Source organism: Enterococcus gallinarum NBRC 100675, assembly GCF_001544275.1.
Classification (GTDB): Bacteria; Bacillota; Bacilli; order Lactobacillales; family Enterococcaceae; genus Enterococcus_D; species Enterococcus_D gallinarum.
Genome location: NZ_BCQE01000004.1, coordinates 1 through 19290 on the forward strand (window position 1 = coordinate 1; position 19290 = coordinate 19290).

A 19290-nucleotide genomic window follows, 5' to 3' on the forward strand; every position below is an offset into this window, starting at 1 on the left:
ACTTTATCTTCTAAAACATAATGGAAGGTTTGACCTTGTTCAGAAATTGTGACTTCGAATGGTTCAAATAGTTTATACCCTTCTTTTCCTTTGGTTTCAGAAAGAATGTACGTATCAAAGACAACAGTATTTTTACCAAAACTAGCATAACCATCTTTATCTGTCACAACTGTTTTTACCACTTTTCCAGTTGTTTTTGACGTCAAAGAGATTTCAATACCAGCTAATTTTGGTTTATTATCTGGATTCGTTGAATCGATTAAGTCTTTATTAGCAACTTTCACTAAATCAATGGTGCCCTTAATCACTTGATCTTTTGCGGTCGCATTGACAGTTTTTCCAGGTTCAACAACAATTTCAATTGCTTCATCAGAAAGCACATAACCTTTTGGCGCTTTGATTTCTTTTAAAACATATTTGCCAGGATCAAGGTCTTTAATTTCTGCTTGAACTTTCCCATTGACGTTCTTCAAAGTAACTTCTTTGATTTTCTTCCCATCGGCTTGATACAAACCATAAACGGCGTTGTTCAAAGAAGAGGCACCTTGTGCTTTCACACTGGTTTCCGCATCTTCTTTAAAAACGCGAATGTTTCCTTGTTTCAGGATATTCAAATTAATAACAGAGTCACCAGGTTCAAAAGGATTCAATACACCAATTGTTTGAGCACCTAGACGACGATATGCTAATGGTGCCCCCAGTGCTTCAACCTGATTAAAATGAATCTTTGCCTTTTCAGACGCATCTTTTGTAACCGTAATCCAGACTTCATTGCCATGAACAGAAACATTTACGCCTTTTGGCTTTTGAATGTCTTTTACACGGTTTAAAAAGTCATTACCGCTTTTTATTTTTAACGTTTCGCCAATTTTTACCGTATGTGTTTGGTTATGAAACGTCGCTCTTACATCAAAATTATTAAGCAAACGTTTAATTTCTGTTTTTCGACGATCATAGTCAATACGAATATTTTTGATTGGGATTTTCGCTCCTAGTATTTCCCACATCATCAATTGTGCCGCTATATATTGTTCATCTGACTGATCTTTATTTGTGACATATCCTAAATAAGAGATCAAACTTGTTTTTTTACGGATATTCGCGTTCTTCAAATAGTTTTCTAAAGCAGTAGCCGTATAAGTTTCTCCTTGACCAGCTGCAACACCAGGTTCAATACAAAAAGCAACATGACCATCAATTTCAAAACGAACCATATAATCTAGGGTAAAATTTGGATTATTGGGAGTAGAAGTAACAGCAATATTTTCACCCCAATCAATTCTTCGTCCACCTAAAACAACAGTATTGATTGCACGGCGAACGCGAACCGAACGATTGGTTGGTACTGTTACTAACAGTGTAGGTGTACCTGTTTTTGGAATGTCCTGCTCTTTTTTCTTTTGATCTTCAATACTATCCGTAGATTCTTTGTTTGGTTTCGTTGGTTGATTTTGACTAGCTGCGGTTGAAGAGATTGTTTTTTCAACGTTTTCCTCATTTTTTCCTTCTTTGTCAGCAGTAGCCGCTGGTTGTTCCACTGTTTCTTCTATTCGTTGCTTTTCTTCCGCTTGTTTCTCAGAAGACTCTTGCTTCACAGAAGGTGTTGCTTCGGCAGCTTTTTCTCCTTCTGAAGTGGACGTTTCTGAAGCAGGGGTTGTAATTGAGGCAGTTTCTTCAACTGGTTGTGAAGTAACAGGACTATCCCCTGAGTGTTGTGTTTCCCCAATCGTCTGATCGAGAGTCGTTTTGGAATTGACCGTTGGTGCTTCTGTCACAGGGGCCTGTTCAACAGTGGCTTCACCAGCTGGGACCCCGGCTTCTGCTAGTTGGACTTCTGTCACTTCAGAAGCGACTTGGGCAATGGCTTCCACCGTAGGCTGTGTAGCCGTCGTTTCTTCTGCATGTGCTTGAGCAGTTCCCACCAAGAAACAGAATTGAGAAAAGGCCACCAATGCGAGTGCTTTCAACCAATTCATTATCGTTCTTGCATACACAAGAATTCCTCCTTTTCCTGAGAATTTTATATAATAAAACAAAACGCCGTTACCAAAAGTGATAACGACGTGAACTGTCTCTTCTATTTTTATCTGGCGCTCTAATCTGAACACATTTCATCAATGATTTTACCCTCCCACTATAATTACAGAACAAAAAAAGAACCTGCTTCGTGGAAATCAACTGTCCATTTCCCAATTGGAATACCATCTTTATTGGCAACTCACCATCACCAAATCTCATGCCATACCAATTACTACCTTCATCCTTAATTTCTTTCCAACTATATGACATAGCTTCATCTAACGAATCAAAAATCATGCCACTGTTGCCAATTGTTGCAGGATCTGGCTTAAGATCTTTTGGAAGAGAAATATCAATCACACCATAATGATCCGATTCCCCAGTATTATTGTCATTACTAGCTACTGGTTTGGTTGTTCTACTGGCTTATTTTGATACAACAAGTACGCTTATTCTTCTTTTACTTCTCCATTTTCAATTTCCCATTCAAACCACTCCGCAAAGTCTTGCTTAAAACCATCTACTCGATACCTATTTTGTAAATAGCCATCTTCTGACGTCGTAGGATCTAAATAGGTAGGTTTATTCTCTGGACGAGCATAGACACCTACCCATGTTTCGTAATCTCCTTCAAAATAACTATCTACCAAATAGCTTTTTTTTCTAAGAATCTCACGAACTTGATTTTTAATTATTGATACTTGTTCAAAACCATCACTCATTCTATTACCTCAAATAACTCTAGATTCTCATAAATATTCCCGACAATTTCAATCCTATCAATGATCTCTAACAAATCGCTACTTATGCTTCCCCATTCGTATAAGCATTTTCCTTCCGCAAAATAAATTTTCCATAAACCTCTTCATGATCGTCCCAACCAATGTCACTCTCGAAAATTTCCACGTTGTTCTTATCTTTTAGCTCAGTAAATGCCATAAGTTCAACATATTTTCCAACTTCGAAACAATCACACCACCCATCAACCGTTACACGTGTGCCTTCAATACCTAAGAAACTTTGTCCTCTTGTATTAAACACTAAAACTTTCCGCATTTTTTGTTCATTAATTAATCACGCGCGAAATCTAGGAATCACAACTTGTTCGCTTCTTCTTTATAAAATAAAAAAACTCCAATAATCGGAAATTACTATCTTTTCCTCATTCCTTTTTTAAATCTTCATACTTCTTCTTATCTTTGTCCTAACCTAATAACACAAATTTTGAAGAAAAACTCAGTAAAACCTGATTCTTTTTTATCTTCACAACAACCAACTTTTTCTTCAGATCCTTTTACTAGAACTTGTATACAAAAATTGTTGAATGCTGATACAATTTGCGGTTACTTGAAAAAACGATAGATGTAAAAAGATAAATAGAATCATTTTTATTCTATATCAGTCTATGATTCATTGCTTATCAATCACCCAACCCATTCGAAGCCGTTTTTTTTAAGAGAAATTTAAAAAAGACCGTACGAATCTCGCATTGTCCGATTACTTTTCCAGAAAAGATCCCCAATTCTGTATAAATAACCCTATCTTCTTGTTGGTTTCATTTTCTCATATAAGAATTCAGTCAATCTACCCACTATGACCATTACTACGTCCAACACAACCGACATATTAACCACGTAAGTATTCCCTCACAGATCTCCGAATCTCCATGGTATGGATTCCTATCCTGACGCTGCAGAGGACAACATATTTCATGTGGCTCTGTACCCTTTTGATTTGGAAACACTACAACTCAATACTCATCTATAACTTATCAAGCGAACTTTCGCTAGGCTTCTAGTGATTACTAAATTGTTGGATAACATACCTAGCCCATTTTATCTAGCTGTTATTCATAACAGTTATTTCTTGTATTACTTCTTCCGCTTGTGTTGCCATTGAGCTTGTCAAAAAGTTACTTAGAAAAAAGCTGCCAGTAAAACAACTTTCAACAAACCTTTTTTGTTTCTTATCATATCAAGAAACCTCCTTTTATAAATTTTTTCTATAATAAAAAACGTCGATAACTTAATAAGTATCGACGTAAACTATTTTTATATCCCGTAAATCAAAAATTCTAAAGAAAGATTTCCTATATAAGCATATTGGATAATTCGATTGGTATTGGGTATATCTCTACCATTCTCATACCTATCTATGGACCATTTTGAAATTGAAGGAGAAAAAAGCTTTCCAAACTCCTCCCTTTCTAGATAATAATCTTTCCTAATTTTCCTCATCCTTAATCCCATACTAAAAGAATTTATCTTTTTAAAATCGCTAACTCTTTCATCTTTTGGAAGTATATTCTTATAATCTTCTCCGTACATAAGGTAAGGAACAGTGACCTTACCAAGATAGGCAATATTCATTAGTTTTTCAATATCTGGAATATTAATACCTTTTTCCCATCTACTTATAACATTTTTGCCTGTATAGATGGTAAAGTTTTTACCAAATTTTTCAAGCGTCTCTTCCCGGTTCTTTCGGACTTCTCGTATTCTTTTTCCCATAACAATTTTATCGTCTTTTGATAAACTAAATATCTCACTATCACGATTAATCTCCTTCAAAATTTCTTTTTCATTACTTAATAGAAAAATATCGATTTTTTTTTGCATTTCTTTTGATGGATTTCTCTTTCTATTTAACACATAACTGAGTAATGCTTCACTAATCCCTATATTATCAGCTAACTCTTTGTTAAGTAACTTATTCATATCTCTGTATGCAATTAGTTGACCGATGAGAATCTCAATCTTATCTTCCTCATCTTTTATTAGAGTTTCTATATTCAGAATCTTGCTTAGAGTATTATCTACGTCTTTAGGGATTTTTCTTGACCCTTTTTCATATTTAACTAAAGTACTTTGTGAAATACCTGCTAAATCAGCTAACTTTTTTTGAGATAGTTTTTTCTCTTTTCTTAGAGATTTAAGAACCCTTCCACTTGAATTATCAACCATGAAAAAAGCACCTCCTATGAGATGCTTTCATCATATACTGACAGCTAAAAATCTTCAAGAAAAATATTCCAATTTTGTTAATTTTAGTATCGCCGTGATAACCAAATGACAGTTTAAAATCTTTTATACAGATAATCCTCAGTGTTGCATCTACTCAAAAAGGTTGATTTAATAGGTTTTTCGATTGATTATAAGTTATTTCACACTATCTTGCTCATCCATTTTCAGAACGGCCATGAAGGCTTCCTGCGGAACTTCTACTGAACCGATTTGTTTCATGCGTTTCTTACCTTCTTTTTGTTTCTCTAGGAGTTTCCGTTTACGAGAAACATCCCCACCATAACATTTCGCTAAAACATTTTTGCGCAGAGCTTTGATATCGGAGCGAGCCACAATTTTTTGGCCGATCGCTGCTTGTATCGGTACTTCAAATTGTTGACGCGGAATGAGTTTTTTCAATTTTTCTACGATGGCTTTTCCGCGTTCGTAGGCAAAATCTCGGTGAACAATAAAGCTTAATGCATCAACTTTTTCAGCGTTCAACAAGATATCCATTTTAACTAACTTGCTGGTACGGTAACCGGACATTTCATAATCCAGTGATGCGTAACCTTTTGTGCTGGATTTCAGTTTGTCAAAGAAATCAAAGACGATTTCAGATAATGGAATTTCATAGACGACATTGACCCGATAATCATCTAGATAGTCCATGGTGACAAAATCTCCCCGCTTACGCTGTGAGAGTTCCATAACTGCACCTACATAGTCATTTGGTACCATGATTTGTGCTTTGACAAAAGGTTCTTCGACATTTTCAATAGTACCTGGTTCAGGGAAATCTGCTGGATTATCGACTGTCACGGTTGTTCCGTCTGTTTTGTTGACATGATAGATAACAGAAGGCGCTGTCGTGATCAATTCCAAATTGAACTCACGTTCTAAACGCTCTTGAACAACATCCATATGCAAGAGACCTAGGAAACCGCAACGGAAACCAAAACCAAGCGCTTGAGAAGTTTCAGGCTCGAATTGGAGTGCCGCATCATTCAATTGCAGCTTCTCTAATGCTTCCCGCAGATCATTGTAACGAGAAGTATCGATTGGATAGAGTCCACAATACACCATTGGATTCATTTGACGATACCCTTCCAAAGCTTCTTGCGCTGGATTATTTGCTAGTGTCACAGTATCCCCTACTTGTGTATCTTTCACTGTTTTGATAGCTGCTGTGATATAACCAACATCTCCCACCATCAATGCATCCCGTTGGATCGCTTTAGGTGAAAACACCCCAACTTCGGTGACATCAAAGGTTTTACCATTACTCATCATTTGAATTTTATCCCCAGGTTTGACCATCCCATCCATGATACGGACGTTTAGAACAACCCCCCGATAAGAATCGTAGACAGAATCAAAGATCAATGCTTTCAATGGCGCTTCAATATCTCCAGCTGGTGCCGGTACATATTCGACAATTTGTTCTAAGATATCTTCGATGCCAATTCCGGCTTTGGCACTAGCCAAAACAGCTTCACTTGCATCGATACCGATAACGTCTTCGATTTCTGTACGTACTCGTTCTGGGTCTGCCGCTGGCAGATCGATTTTATTGATGACTGGTAAGATTTCTAAGTCGTTGTCCAGAGCCAAATAAACATTGGCTAATGTTTGAGCTTCAATCCCTTGAGCTGCATCCACAACCAATACAGCACCTTCACACGCAGCCAAACTCCGCGATACTTCATAAGTGAAATCCACGTGCCCTGGAGTGTCGATCAAATGGAAAATATAGGTTTCACCATCTTTTGCGGTATAATTCAACTCAACCGCATTCAATTTAATGGTGATTCCCCGTTCCCGTTCTAAGTCCATGGAGTCTAATAATTGATTTTGCATTTCTCTAGACGTTACCGTATGAGTTTGTTCCAAAATCCGATCGGCTAGCGTAGACTTTCCGTGGTCAATATGAGCGATAATGGAAAAGTTACGAATCTTTTCCTGTCGTTTTTTCATTTCTTCTATATTCATGGATACGTTCCTCATTTCTTTTAGTCAGCTTTTCTATTATACCAACGAAATGCTGATAATTAAAGTATTTTTCTTGACCGATATCTAAACAAATTTGTTCAGGTTTTGCTATACTATAGCTAGTAAATAAATTGGAGTTGAAAGAATGGACAATAATTTTCATCAAGATTTGCATATTCGACCAGTAGAAGAAAAAGATGTCGATCAGTTCAATGAGCTTCTAAGCTATGTTTTTCAAATCACTGAGTCGGACATCGAGGAAAGCGGTTATGAAAGCAAGCGTGAAATGATCAAATCAAAACGACCAATCTTGGAATTATCTAAAGTGTTCGGGTGGTTCAACGGTGATCAGCTTGTTTCGCAAATTGCTGTCTATCCCTGTGAAGTGAACATTCATGGAACTCTTTACAAAATGGGCGGCGTGACCGGTGTCGGAACTTACCCTGAATATGCGGGACATGGACTGATGAAAGACTTGATCAAACTCGCTCTTGAAACGATGCGAGCAGATCAGCAATGGATCTCTTATCTCTATCCTTATAATGTCCCTTATTATCGTCGTAAGGGCTGGGAGATGATGTCAGATAAATTAACCTTCAAAATACGTGATACCCAGTTACCAAAAACGGTGGAAGTTCCAGGGATCGTTGAACGAAAAGAGGTAGATGATCCTGACGTTTTCACTGTCTATAATCAATTCTCAAGAGAAAATCATGGTGCATTACAGCGGACCGCTTTCCACTGGGAAGAATACTGGCGGTACGAAAACGAAGAAAGCCGAACAGCAGCTGTCTATTACAATAAAAGTGGTCACCCCACTGGTGTACTTTTTTATTGGGTCGCCGAAGAAGTCTTTCACGTAAAAGAAATGTTTTACTTGAATCAAGAAGCCCGCAATGGATTATGGAACTTTATCTCTGCTCATTTCTCTATGGTCTACTGGGTCAAAGGCGATATTTATAAAAATGAACCATTGGCTTTCTTGTTGGAAGACAGCCAAATCAAAGAAACGATCGAACCTTACTATATGGCACGCATCGTTGACGTAGCAGAGTTTTTGAAAAAATTCCCCTTTAAAGCATTTGATCAGCCTTTTCATTTCGTTGTCTCCGATCCTGTTGCTGAATGGAATAATGGGATTTTTGGGTTGAACTATGCTAAAGGTGAAGTCATCGTTTCGAATGATCCGATCGGAAAAGCGGTCCAATTAGATATCCAAACGTTAACTTGCGTACTGATGAATTATCGGAGACCTGCGTATTTGGCTCGAATCGAGCGTCTCCATACCGATTCGGATACGTTACAGTTATTGGAGACTATTATTCCTGATATGGAAGCTTATTTTGGCGACTATTTTTAATCATGTTGATAAATGAAGGAGAATGAAAATGAATATTTACTTTGCAGCCCCCCTCTTTGCTAAAAGCGATTTGCTTTATAATGCCGATCTAGTCAATCAAATTCGGAGCACTTATCCAAAAGCAGAGATCTATTTGCCACAAGAAAATGCATCCATTAATGATAAGTCTGCTTATGCTGATAGTAAAATGATAGCTCAAGCTGATACAGAAAAAGTATTGGAAAGTGACCTAATGATTGCATTATTAGATGGTCTAACGATCGATCCAGGCGTAGCCTCAGAAATCGGCGTGGCTTTTGCCAAAGAAATCCCTGTCTTAGGGCTATATACAGACAGTCGCCAACAAGGAGCAGATAATCAGCAAAAGATTACTGCACTGAAAACTGTAGCCGAAAATCAATTCCATTATTTGAATCTCTATACAGTCGGTTTGATCAAACTGAATGGAGAGATCTATTCTTCAGAAACTGCTTTACTAGAAGGTTTGGCTGCCTATCTCGGGGAGGAACAATAAATGGGTGATAATTATAAACGTTTATTAAAACTATTTACACTATTTGGCTTCCTTGTTTTCGCATTTTCTGTTTGGGAATTCTTTCAAGGAGTCTATCCTAAACAGCAAGCACTGATTTTTCTTGTTCAAGCATTACTAGGTATTTTGTTGATCTATGTACCTGAATTCAGTAAAAAGCTGTTCCGAATTCAACTTCCCAATGCGACTATTTACTTTTATTGGTTCTTTTTGTTGATCTCGGTCTTTATGGGAACGATTTTGCATCTGATTGAAATTATTTCCTTCTGGGATAAAGTACTGCACACAGTTAGTCCGATGGTTCTGACAGCAGTTGGTTATGGGCTGATCTGTATGTTTCTAAAAGATGTTCCAGTACGAAAAGTTTCTCCATGGCTTTTTCTTCTGATGGGATTTGCTTTTGCAGGCCTGTGTGGTGTTTTTTGGGAGTTCTGGGAGTTTATCTGCGATTCGCTTGGCGGAATGAATCTGCAGCGCTATGCGACGCTAGAAGGCACCCCATTCATTGGCCGCGAGGCATTAATGGATACGATGGGTGACCTTTTGACCAACACGATCGGAGCTGTATTGATGGGATTGATTGCTTACTTCCAAGGGCGAGGCAAGCCTGATTATTTTGAAAGCTATCGTATCAAAAAAATTGAACAGTGATTTTTATTAACTGTCTGAACTAGTAAAATTAGTTCAGACAGTTTTTTTATCCTAATGATTTCGCAAAAACTAATTTTGACAACGATCATTTTTTAGCAAAAAATTCCCCAAATTCATTGAATCCGCTTTTATCATTAAAGAAATAACTGTTATTTAATAATTTATGTTATTGGACGAGTTCTCTTTATACCAATAATTACAAAAAGAATTGCCTGAAATACAGTGTATTTGATTTCACGATTCTCAAAAGGTCTGTTATAATATTTAACAATAAGTCGACCTGGAAGTCAGTAAGGAGATCGCCATGATTTTGACGGTATTTTTTCTTTTGTGCTGCATGATCTTTTCATCTATTACCTATGCCTTTTCTAAAGATGCACGAAAATTCGTCCAACCCCTGCCTATTAAAATCATTTTCATTGCTTCTGCGGCGATTGCCGTTTGGACAATGTTCTTTTCCGTGATTGCGCTAGTAGCTTGGGTCGTTTAAAAAAGCATTCTTGCATGTTTCGAGTGAAGACTCGCTCCTGTGCAAGAATGCTTTTTTACTGTGCTTTAAAATAATGAAATTTCACTTAATGGCCAGTAACGCAAGATAACTTTTCCTTGCATTTGATCGGCATCCACCACACCGAAAGAACGGCTATCTCTTGAAATCAGACGATTGTCTCCCATAACAAAATATTTTCCCTTAGGGACGGTAATAGAGAAATCTTCAGTGAATTGGGTCGCACTGGCGGCGATTTGCTGGAATAATTCCCGGTAGCTATATTCCTTTTGCAACTGATCATCCGCAAATTGCTTCTTAAAATCTTCTAAGTACTCTTCTTGATACTCTTTGCCATTGATTGTCAGGACGTCATTTTTCATCTCGATTTTATCTCCAGGCAAACCAATTAGGCGTTTCACCGCAATTTTACTGGTATCGTCCGGTTCTACGCAAATAATCACGTCTTGCCGCTGATAACTTGAAATCTTGGAAGCAATCAAGCGTTGCCCATCAGCCAAAGTCGGATCCATTGAATGTCCGCTGACTTTGACAGGCGTTAAAATAAACAATCGAACGACAACAATCACAACAATAAAAGCGAGAATAAACCAATTCTCTTTTAAAAATTTCTGCATCTTATTTTATTTGCTCCTTCAACTATTTTCTCAGTAGATCCTTCATTAGAAAATAGACCTGCGTTTTGCGTTTACTTCTCAATCTTACGTTTAATTTGCCTTTTCGGCAAGTAAAATCTTTTTACGAAAGGTTTTTTTTACGAGAAACTTACCAATCTTTGTTTAATAAAAAGGAAGTTCTTAAACCACATTGACGTAGCATAATAACATGCTTGATTTTTTTCAAAAGAAAAAACCTGAAAAATAGCGGAATAGGCAGAAGACTTCATTCAGGTCTTTCCCACAGTATCAATCCGTCTATCATTCAGGTAATTCAAGGGTTATTTTCTCGTTTAAGTTAGATGACTAAGAAATCTCTTATTCACTTATCGGTGTATTTTCAAAAACAAGCTGGTCATTCAACACTTCTATCGTCACTTTTGTTTTCGGCAAAACACGTCCGGCAACGATTTCTTTAGCCAGAGGTGTTTCTACCTCCCGTGTAATGAAACGTCGCAATGGTCTTGCGCCATAAGCGGGTTCGTACGAATGCTCTGCGATCCATTTTTTGGCTTCTTCTGTAATGGATAACTGAATGTCTTGATTTTCCAAGCGTTGAGACAATTGAGCGATAATTTTATCCACGATACCTGTAACATTGGCTAGGCTCAGTGGCGTGAACAAAATTGTATCATCGATACGGTTCAAGAACTCTGGTTTAAAATGACCGCGTAATAGCGAACGAACATTTTCAGCAACCGATTCTGGAATCGTTCCCTCACTAGTCACACCATCTAATAGTAATTGGGAGCCAATATTGCTCGTCATGATCAAGACCGTGTTTTTGAAATCTACCACTCGACCTTTTGAATCCGTCAATCGGCCGTCATCCAATACTTGCAATAAAATATTGAAAACATCTGGATGGGCTTTTTCAATCTCATCCAATAAGACGATCGTATAAGGGTTACGGCGAACAGCTTCTGTCAGTTGGCCGCCTTCTTCAAAACCAACATAACCTGGAGGTGCCCCGACTAAACGTGACACAGAATGTTTCTCCATGTATTCACTCATGTCAATCCGCACCATATGATCTTCTGAATCAAACAGATTGACGGCTAAAGCTTTGGCTAACTCGGTCTTACCGACTCCTGTTGGCCCTAAGAATAGGAAAGAACCTAATGGTCGATTTGGATCTTGAAGACCTGCACGGGACCGGATCACCGCATCACTTACTGCATCGACTGCCTCGTCTTGGCCAATCACGCGTTGATGAAGTGTTCCATTCAATTTCAGTAGTTTTTCCCGTTCCCCTTCTACTAATTTCGCAACTGGAATGCCTGTTAGGCGGCCAACAACTAGTGCAATTTCGTTTTCGGTCACAGATTCTTGCACCATTCGAACGCCTTCCGCTTGGTTTTTTGCTTCCAATGCAGCAAGTTCTTTTTCTAATTGAGGAATCGTTCCATGGCGTAAAACAGCAGCGCGTTCTAAATCATAATTATTTTCGGCATCTTCTAATTCATGCTTGGCTTTGTCGATTTCTGCCCGTTTATTGGAAACCGCATTGACTTCATCTTTCTCAGTTTCCCATTGCATCTTCATGGTATTGGCTTCTTCCCGCAAATCAGCTAATTCTTCTTGCAGGTTTGCCAACCGTTTTTTAGAAGCATCATCCGTTTCTTTTTTCAATGCGGCTTCTTCAATTTCCAGCTGCATTAAACGTCGAGTGACTTGGTCGAGTTCAGTTGGCATTGAATTCATTTCTACGCGGATCGTTGCACTCGCTTCATCAATCAGATCGATTGCTTTATCCGGCAAAAAGCGATCTGTGATATAACGATCGGATAATGTCGCTGCAGCAACTAGTGCGTTGTCATGAATGTTGACCCCGTGATGGATCTCAAAGCGTTCTTTTAGTCCCCGCAAAATCGAGATGGTATCTTCAACCGTTGGTTCCTTGACTAAAACTTTTTGGAAACGACGTTCCAAAGCTTTATCTTTTTCCATATATTGACGGTATTCGTCCAATGTTGTTGCACCGATCGTATGAAGTTCGCCACGAGCCAGCATTGGTTTTAGTAAATTACCAGCATCCATGCTACCTTCCGTTTTGCCGGCACCCACGATATTGTGGATTTCATCAATAAATAAGATGATTCGTCCGTCAGATTTCTTGACTTCTTTCAAGACAGCCTTCAACCGTTCTTCAAATTCACCACGGAATTTTGCTCCAGCGATCAATGCGCCCATGTCTAAAGAGAAAATCGTTTTGTCTTTTAAGTTTTCCGGCACATCTTTTCTAACGATTCGTTGCGCCAGTCCTTCAACGATCGCTGTTTTTCCGACACCAGGCTCCCCGATCAAAACTGGATTGTTTTTCGTTTTTCGTGAAAGAATGCGGATCACATCACGGATCTCTTCGTCACGACCAATGATCGGATCCATTTTTCCGCTGCGTACTTGCTGAACAAGATCCACGCCATATTTTTCTAAGGCTTTGTATTGTTCTTCTTGGTTTTGAGATGTCACACGTTCTCCTCCTCTCAAAGATTCAATCGTTGCTTTTAATTCTTTTTCATTGATTCCTTGACCTTTTAAGTAATTGGTCAATGGATGGTTTTTTAGTTTCATTAATGCGAGTAAAACGACCTCAGTCGATAAATACTCGTCGTTGAATTCGTTTTTTAGTTGGTCCGCTTCAGAAAGCAAACGAAATAAGTTTTGACTCATACTTTGTCCATATTGGACATTGCCACCCTCTACGGATGGATATTCATCTAATAATCGGTCGACTTCTTTCTCGAAAGCATCAACATCAATACCAGCGTCCGTATAAAAATTGCGGCCAAATTGATTGGCTTGCAATAAAATTTTCCATAAATGAGCGATATCGATTTCCTGATGATGGCGAGTTACCGCCACTTGTTGCGCTTCAGCAATAGCACTTTGCAAAGTTGTCGTCATTTTTTCTGGGTTCATTGTTCTACCTCCCCGTCATTTCTAGGATTTCTCCTACTTTTTTAGTATACCACTTTGGTCAGTAATGGTCAAAAGATATACAATGACTTTTTGACCTTTCTTAGCAAAAAAAGCGAAAGTTGACACAAGGAAAGTCAAGATGTTATGCTTAATGAACAATTTCTATGGAGGATCAGCAGATGTCACGCTACTATTTTAAGTTTATCAGAAAATCTGCTCTTAACAGGAAAACGATGAAGCATTGTTAAGAGCCTACAAGCGCCTAGCGCATCTGCTTCATCAAAAACTCGGAATGAGGTTTTTTTCTCATGCCTTAGTTTTTGATGGATACTAAAAAGATTGTAAGCTGTAGACAATGTCTGTCTATGGCTTTTTTATATGGAGGAAAATCATGTTAACTATATCAAATTTATCACAACAGTTCGGTGACAAAATCTTGTATGAAGAAGTCAACGTTCAAATCAATCGTGGAGAGAAAGTCGGATTGATTGGACGTAATGGAGCCGGAAAAAGTACCTTGATCAAAATCATTACCGGGGAGATTCTTCCTGATGAAGGACAAGTCAATTTCCCCAAAAATCTGAACATGGGCTATTTGGATCAATATGTCAATGTCGATGAAACTCAGACCATTCGTGATTTCTTACGATCAGCTTTTGCCGCTGATTTTGAAAAAGAAGCAAAAATCGCGTCACTTTACACGGAATATGCAGAAACATTGGATGATCAGTTACTTGAAAAAGCTGGTGAATTACAAAATCAGTTGGATCAAGGTTCCTTCTATCAAATGGATACGCTGATTGCAGATTTAGCGGAGGGGCTGGGAATTGCCATCCTTGGTATGGAGACCCCATTGGTCAATTTAAGTGGTGGTCAGCGTTCAAAATTAATTTTAGCGAAAATGCTTCTGGAAAAGCCTGATATGTTGATTTTGGATGAGCCCACCAATCACTTAGATGATGAGCACATCAAATGGTTGGTTCAATTTCTGCAAGATTTCAATGGCACCTATTTGGTGGTTTCTCATGACCAACAGTTTCTCAACCAGATCACAACCCATATCATTGATATTGAATTCGGAAAATTAACGAAATATACCGGCAACCTCGAAAAATCCCTGAAACTCAAAGCATTGCAAAATGAAAGTTATTTGAAACAATATGAAGCCCAACAGGCACATATCAAGAAAACGGAAGCCTATATTCGTAAATATAAAGCTGGTTCTCGTTCTACGATGGCCAAAAGCCGAGAAAAACAATTAGCGAAAATCGAACGATTAACGCCACCAACGGATGCGCCGACACCGCATATTGCTTTTCCTTATGCCCCTATCGTTACAACATTAGCACTGGAAACAACTCACTTAGAAATTGGCTATGAAAAGCCGCTGTTGCCGCCAATCGATTTGACGGTACGCTACGGTGAAAAAATCGCTATTCGTGGGTTTAATGGGATTGGGAAATCGACGTTGATCAAGACACTCTTGGGTCAGATACCTGTTATCAATGGGGCCGTTTCTTTTCCCCAACACACAGAATTCAATTATTTCTCGCAAGATTTGATCTGGGAACAACCGTTACAGAACCCTTTGCAATATTTGAGCGACAAATTCCCTAAAGCCACTATCAAAGAACTTCGACGCCAACTATCCCGCGCTGGATTACCCAGTCAGTTGGCGCAAGAAGCGTTGAAATCATTGAGTGGTGGCGAACAAACAAAAGTCAAACTCGCTGAAATGATGATGATCAAGAGCAACTTCCTCCTATTGGATGAGCCCACCAATCATATTGACCAAGCCACCAAAGATAATCTGAATGCAGCACTGGCTGATTTTCAAGGAACTGTCTTAGTGGTTTCCCACGAAGCCGATTTCTACGAAGACTTTGCAGATCGAATCATTGAATTAAGTGAATAAGTACGACACTAAAAAAATCTCGAAGAAGTGCCGAAATTTCAGCGAACTAGCTGAAGTTTTTGAGGCATGCCTTCGAGATTTTTTTGATTCAGATTTAATAGGAGAAAGAAAAAGTTTCATTCCTTTGCTCACGCTTTTTCGTTCTTCAACTCTTCCAACTCAGCACTCATCGTTTTGCGTTTTTCCAAAATGACATAGACGAAACCGATCACGAATGGCCAAATAAAAGTAGCAAATCGATAAAGCAACATCGATGACGCTGCATCAACAGTCCCTACCATTGGTCCAAAAAGTAACATATAAACAAATTCAAACGAACCGATTCCAGCCGGCGTAGGAATAACACCCGATAGGATCACTGCAAAGCTGACAAAAGAAAGCGTCAGTAAGAAGTCGATTTCTGGATGTTTAGGCGCCAATACTACATAAGGAATCACATACCAAGCAGCCAATTTAACAACATTCCAGAAATAGATCCGCAAAAAAGCGGTACGATCATGGAGAATCGAATAGACTGTCTCCCGTAACGAGTAAATCTGCGTATTGCAAGTATCGATGATTTTGCGCATGCTCTTACTTTTGAAAAGTTTGTCGCTGATTACCACAAAAGCCACTTGAACGTTGACACTTACAGAAAGTGCAAGCAAAAAGGCAATAATTAGAAAAGTAACGACCATACCAGCTAATATCACCCAAATCATATTTGGGGCTTTCTCATAGAATAAAGAAAATTGAATCACTAACCCTGCGATAGCATAAGTCAAGACCGCCAATTTATACATGACCATATGCAACGTAGTCACACCTACACCTTGTGACAATTTCAAACCATTTTTACGATAAAAATTGACTTCTGATATCAACGTCCCAGCACCAAAAGTAATAATTCGATAGAATCCAGAGTAACAAACGGTAAATAAGCCGTCTTTCGTTGTAAACTCCGGTTGAAATCCTACAGCGATCTCTTTGACGGAACGGCCTTCAATAAATAAGTAAATTGTTCCTAACGCCATCACTGCTGTAACGATCGACAGACTGGTTTGTCTTAATTCCGCCAAAATATCAGTCATAGAGCTGCGAATAAAATAGTACATCGCACCTAAGATCACTACCATTAATAGCAGGTTTAAGGCAAATTTCACTTTTGCTTTCATTTTTAACTCCTTAGGCAAACTTAATAAACAATAGAAGATCTACAATCACACCGAAAGCAAAAAAAATATAAAATTTACGTTTGCGTGTTTTATGGTGAAAAACGCGTTGCGCGATCAATCCACCGATTCCGCCGCCAATCAATCCCATAAACAACAGATTCCATTCAGGAACACGCCATTTTTTTCTTACGGCTTGGTATTTATCATACCCCATCAAGCCAAAAAGATAAAGATTCGCTATAAGTAAATAAAACCACAATGGATTTTGTATAAATTCTGTCATCATTTCTCCCCTGGTTGAAATTATTTAGCATCCAAGTCTTCTTCTTGAACACGGACACGAAGGGCCTGTTTCATCACCTTCATTTTAACAGGCAGATTATCTGTCGGATCGCCATCAGTTCGTGTATAAACAGTTTTTTCCTGAGCACGAATCTCAATTTCATTTGCAGTAAAGTACTCGACATCTGGCACTTTCGCAATACGACCACGTATGATCCGGGGCAAATAAAGAATGAATTCCAATAGATTGAGTTTTGGCAATAAAATCATGTGAAACAGCCCGTCATCAGGTCGTGCCAACTCGTCGAAATTGGTAAATCCGCCAGCTGAATTGGACATGACCACTGTTAACAATTGACTCTTGCCACGCCAGCGTTTTCCGTCTGCAATGATTTCCAATTTGTATTGTTTCTTTTTGAATAAATAATGGAAAAACCGCTTGGTAAAAGCGAATGGTCCAAACTGTTGTTTTTCTTCTTGCGAAGTAGCTGCTGCCGTATCGGCCAGCAATCCGATGGTCATCGTCGAGATCATCATGGAGTCATTGACCAATCCATAATCAATTTGTCGATCAGTCCCATTCAATATCGTTTCAAATGCTTCTTCAGGTTTGAGAGGAATCCCTAACATACGGGCAAAGTTATTGACCGTTCCGCCAGGAATAATTGCCACTGTCAGCTTATCTAACTGATCCACAAATGTTTGCAGCACATGATGGATTGTACCGTCTCCACCAATGATTGCAATCGTATCGATTTGATGTTCTTTCGCATTTTTTTGGATTGTTTCCGGCTCAATATCAGGATTGGAAGGTTGCAAGACTGCTTCACTTTTAGGATCATGTTCTTCTAGATAGTTCTTAAAAGACTCTGCAGTATCCTTGGCATCGCTTTTGCCAGCCGTATCATTATATAAAACCATGATCTTCATATTTTTCACTTCCTAAATAAAATAGGGCTGCGAATGGTGCAGACTTCTGCATCAAGTCTCAGCCCATTATTCAACTCATTTTTCATTATCAAGCGATATTTTTTCACTTGAAGACGAAACAAAAATAAAGTTCTACTGTGCGTTTTTTTCGGCAATCTTCACAATTACATCAGTTGCTTTTTTCATTGATTCCAAGGAAACAAATTCATAGCGTCCATGCATGTTTTCACCACCGGCGAAAATATTTGGTGTCGGAATTCCTAAATAAGAGATCTTCGACCCATCTGTTCCGCCTCGAACTGGTTCGATAACTGGCTCGATACCCAGATCTTCCATTGCAGACTTAGCTAACTCAATAATACTCATGTCTTTTTCAATGATTTCTTTCATGTTGTAGTATTGATCATATAAATCCATTTGGATTCTTGCTTCGTCAAATTGGGCATTCATTTTTTCTTGGATAGTAAGCAATTGTTTTTTACGATTTTCAAACGTTTCACGATCATGATCACGAATGATATACGCCATTTTTGCTTCTTCGACGGTTCCATTCAACGCCATCAGATGGAAAAATCCTTCAGCACCATCTGTTTTTTCTGGCACTTGATCTTTTGGCAATTGATTATGAAAATCGATCGCCAATTGCAAAGCGTTGATCATCGTATCTTTTGCGGTTCCTGGGTGCACATTTTTCCCTTGAATCGTTAGTTCAGCTTGTGCAGCATTGAAAGTTTCATATTGCAACTCACCCACTGGACCGCCATCCATGGTATAAGCAAAATCAACATTGAAATCAGCAACATCAAATTTATCAGCCCCCACCCCAATTTCTTCATCTGGTCCAAAGGCGATTTTGATTTCTCCATGTTTGATTTCAGGATGGTTAAGCAAAATTTCCATAGCCGTCAAAATCTCTGCGATACCTGCTTTGTCATCGGCTCCTAAAAGTGTGCTGCCATCTGTCGTAATCAACGTTTCTCCACGATAATTTTTCAAATTAGGAAAGTCTTTGACATTCAGTGTAAATTTGCCCTCTTTATCCAATTTGATCGTTGACTCACCGTCATAGTTTTCAATAATTTGGGGATCCACATTCACCGCGTTAAAATCCGCCGTATCCATATGTGCGATAAATCCAATGGAACGAACTGGCTCGGAAACATTACTTGGTAACGTACCAATCACAAAACCATTTTCCTCATTATAATGGACATCATGAAGTCCTAATTCTTCCATTTCTTTTTGCAATGTCTTGGCAAACGCCACTTGCGTTTGTGTGGAGGGTGTTGTTTGACTTGTTGCATCAGAACGAGTTTCCGTCTTTACATATCTTAAAAAACGCGGTAATAAATTTTCGTACATAATTG

The 19290-nt window shown here is 38.6% G+C and carries 16 protein-coding genes and 1 pseudogene; 5 read left to right on the plus strand and 12 right to left on the minus strand.

From position 1 onward, the window contains the following. The 6 genes and pseudogenes from EG2_RS02235 to lepA all read right to left on the minus strand — a co-directional run. Positions 1–1994 (minus strand): thioester domain-containing protein (locus EG2_RS02235; RefSeq protein ID WP_169793122.1); only part of this gene is annotated, 1994 nt, incomplete at its 3' end. A gap of 49 nt (positions 1995–2043) precedes the next feature. Continuing rightward, positions 2044–2379 (minus strand): hypothetical protein, encoded by a 336-nt coding sequence (locus EG2_RS02240; protein WP_249024282.1) that lies wholly within the window; start codon positions 2377–2379, stop codon positions 2044–2046. 89 nt (positions 2380–2468) lie between these two features. Next, positions 2469–2711, minus strand: a pseudogene (locus EG2_RS02245) (hypothetical protein); the annotation flags it as partial. Positions 2712–2823: 112 nt separating this feature from the next. Continuing rightward, positions 2824–3075, minus strand: coding sequence for a YopX family protein (locus EG2_RS02250; protein ID WP_060813278.1), 252 nt, complete (start codon positions 3073–3075; stop codon positions 2824–2826). A 995-nt stretch (positions 3076–4070) separates the two neighbouring features. Continuing rightward, entirely contained in the window at positions 4071–4982 is a 912-nt protein-coding gene (locus tag EG2_RS02255) for a helix-turn-helix domain-containing protein (RefSeq protein WP_060813279.1), read from the minus strand. 195 nt (positions 4983–5177) lie between these two features. Further along, on the minus strand, positions 5178–7013 hold the full coding sequence (lepA, locus tag EG2_RS02260; protein ID WP_060813280.1) for a translation elongation factor 4: 1836 nt from the start codon (positions 7011–7013) through the stop codon (positions 5178–5180). A gap of 145 nt (positions 7014–7158) precedes the next feature. On the opposite strand from lepA, the gene EG2_RS02265 reads away from it, so the two are divergent. From EG2_RS02265 to EG2_RS02280, 4 genes are all read left to right on the plus strand, one after another. Next, the gene (locus EG2_RS02265; protein ID WP_060813281.1) at positions 7159–8373 is read left to right on the plus strand and encodes a GNAT family N-acetyltransferase; all 1215 of its coding nucleotides are present in this window, start codon (positions 7159–7161) and stop codon (positions 8371–8373) included. Positions 8374–8401: 28 nt separating this feature from the next. Then, positions 8402–8887: a nucleoside 2-deoxyribosyltransferase gene (locus EG2_RS02270; RefSeq protein ID WP_060813282.1), complete on the plus strand. Its 486-nt coding sequence runs from the start codon at positions 8402–8404 to the stop codon at positions 8885–8887. Continuing rightward, positions 8888–9556: a hypothetical protein gene (locus EG2_RS02275; protein ID WP_060813283.1), complete on the plus strand. Its 669-nt coding sequence runs from the start codon at positions 8888–8890 to the stop codon at positions 9554–9556. A gap of 304 nt (positions 9557–9860) precedes the next feature. Continuing rightward, positions 9861–10046, plus strand: coding sequence for a hypothetical protein (locus EG2_RS02280; RefSeq protein WP_003126511.1), 186 nt, complete (start codon positions 9861–9863; stop codon positions 10044–10046). A 65-nt stretch (positions 10047–10111) separates the two neighbouring features. On the opposite strand, the gene lepB is transcribed toward EG2_RS02280, so the two are convergent. Both lepB and clpB read right to left on the minus strand, forming a co-directional pair. Next, positions 10112–10681, minus strand: coding sequence for a signal peptidase I (gene lepB / locus EG2_RS02285; RefSeq protein WP_060813284.1), 570 nt, complete (start codon positions 10679–10681; stop codon positions 10112–10114). A 357-nt stretch (positions 10682–11038) separates the two neighbouring features. Then, entirely contained in the window at positions 11039–13642 is a 2604-nt protein-coding gene (gene clpB / locus EG2_RS02290) for an ATP-dependent chaperone ClpB (protein WP_060813285.1), read from the minus strand. A 391-nt stretch (positions 13643–14033) separates the two neighbouring features. On the opposite strand from clpB, the gene EG2_RS02295 reads away from it, so the two are divergent. Further along, positions 14034–15557, plus strand: coding sequence for an ABC-F family ATP-binding cassette domain-containing protein (locus tag EG2_RS02295; protein WP_060813286.1), 1524 nt, complete (start codon positions 14034–14036; stop codon positions 15555–15557). 128 nt (positions 15558–15685) lie between these two features. Here the strand turns inward: EG2_RS02295 and EG2_RS02300 are convergent, their stop codons facing one another. The 4 genes from EG2_RS02300 to pepT all read right to left on the minus strand — a co-directional run bounded on the left by EG2_RS02300 (position 15686) and on the right by pepT (position 19285). Beyond that, positions 15686–16711, minus strand: a complete 1026-nt coding sequence (locus EG2_RS02300) for a lysylphosphatidylglycerol synthase transmembrane domain-containing protein (protein WP_060813287.1) — start codon at positions 16709–16711, stop codon at positions 15686–15688. Positions 16712–16721: 10 nt separating this feature from the next. Continuing rightward, on the minus strand, positions 16722–16994 hold the full coding sequence (locus EG2_RS02305) for a DUF1294 domain-containing protein (RefSeq protein WP_005471409.1): 273 nt from the start codon (positions 16992–16994) through the stop codon (positions 16722–16724). A gap of 20 nt (positions 16995–17014) precedes the next feature. Next, a complete protein-coding gene (locus EG2_RS02310; protein WP_060813288.1) occupies positions 17015–17923 on the minus strand; it encodes a diacylglycerol/lipid kinase family protein in 909 nt (302 codons plus the stop codon). A 132-nt stretch (positions 17924–18055) separates the two neighbouring features. Beyond that, a complete protein-coding gene (gene pepT / locus EG2_RS02315; protein WP_060813289.1) occupies positions 18056–19285 on the minus strand; it encodes a peptidase T in 1230 nt (409 codons plus the stop codon). Positions 19286–19290: the final 5 nt, after the last annotated feature.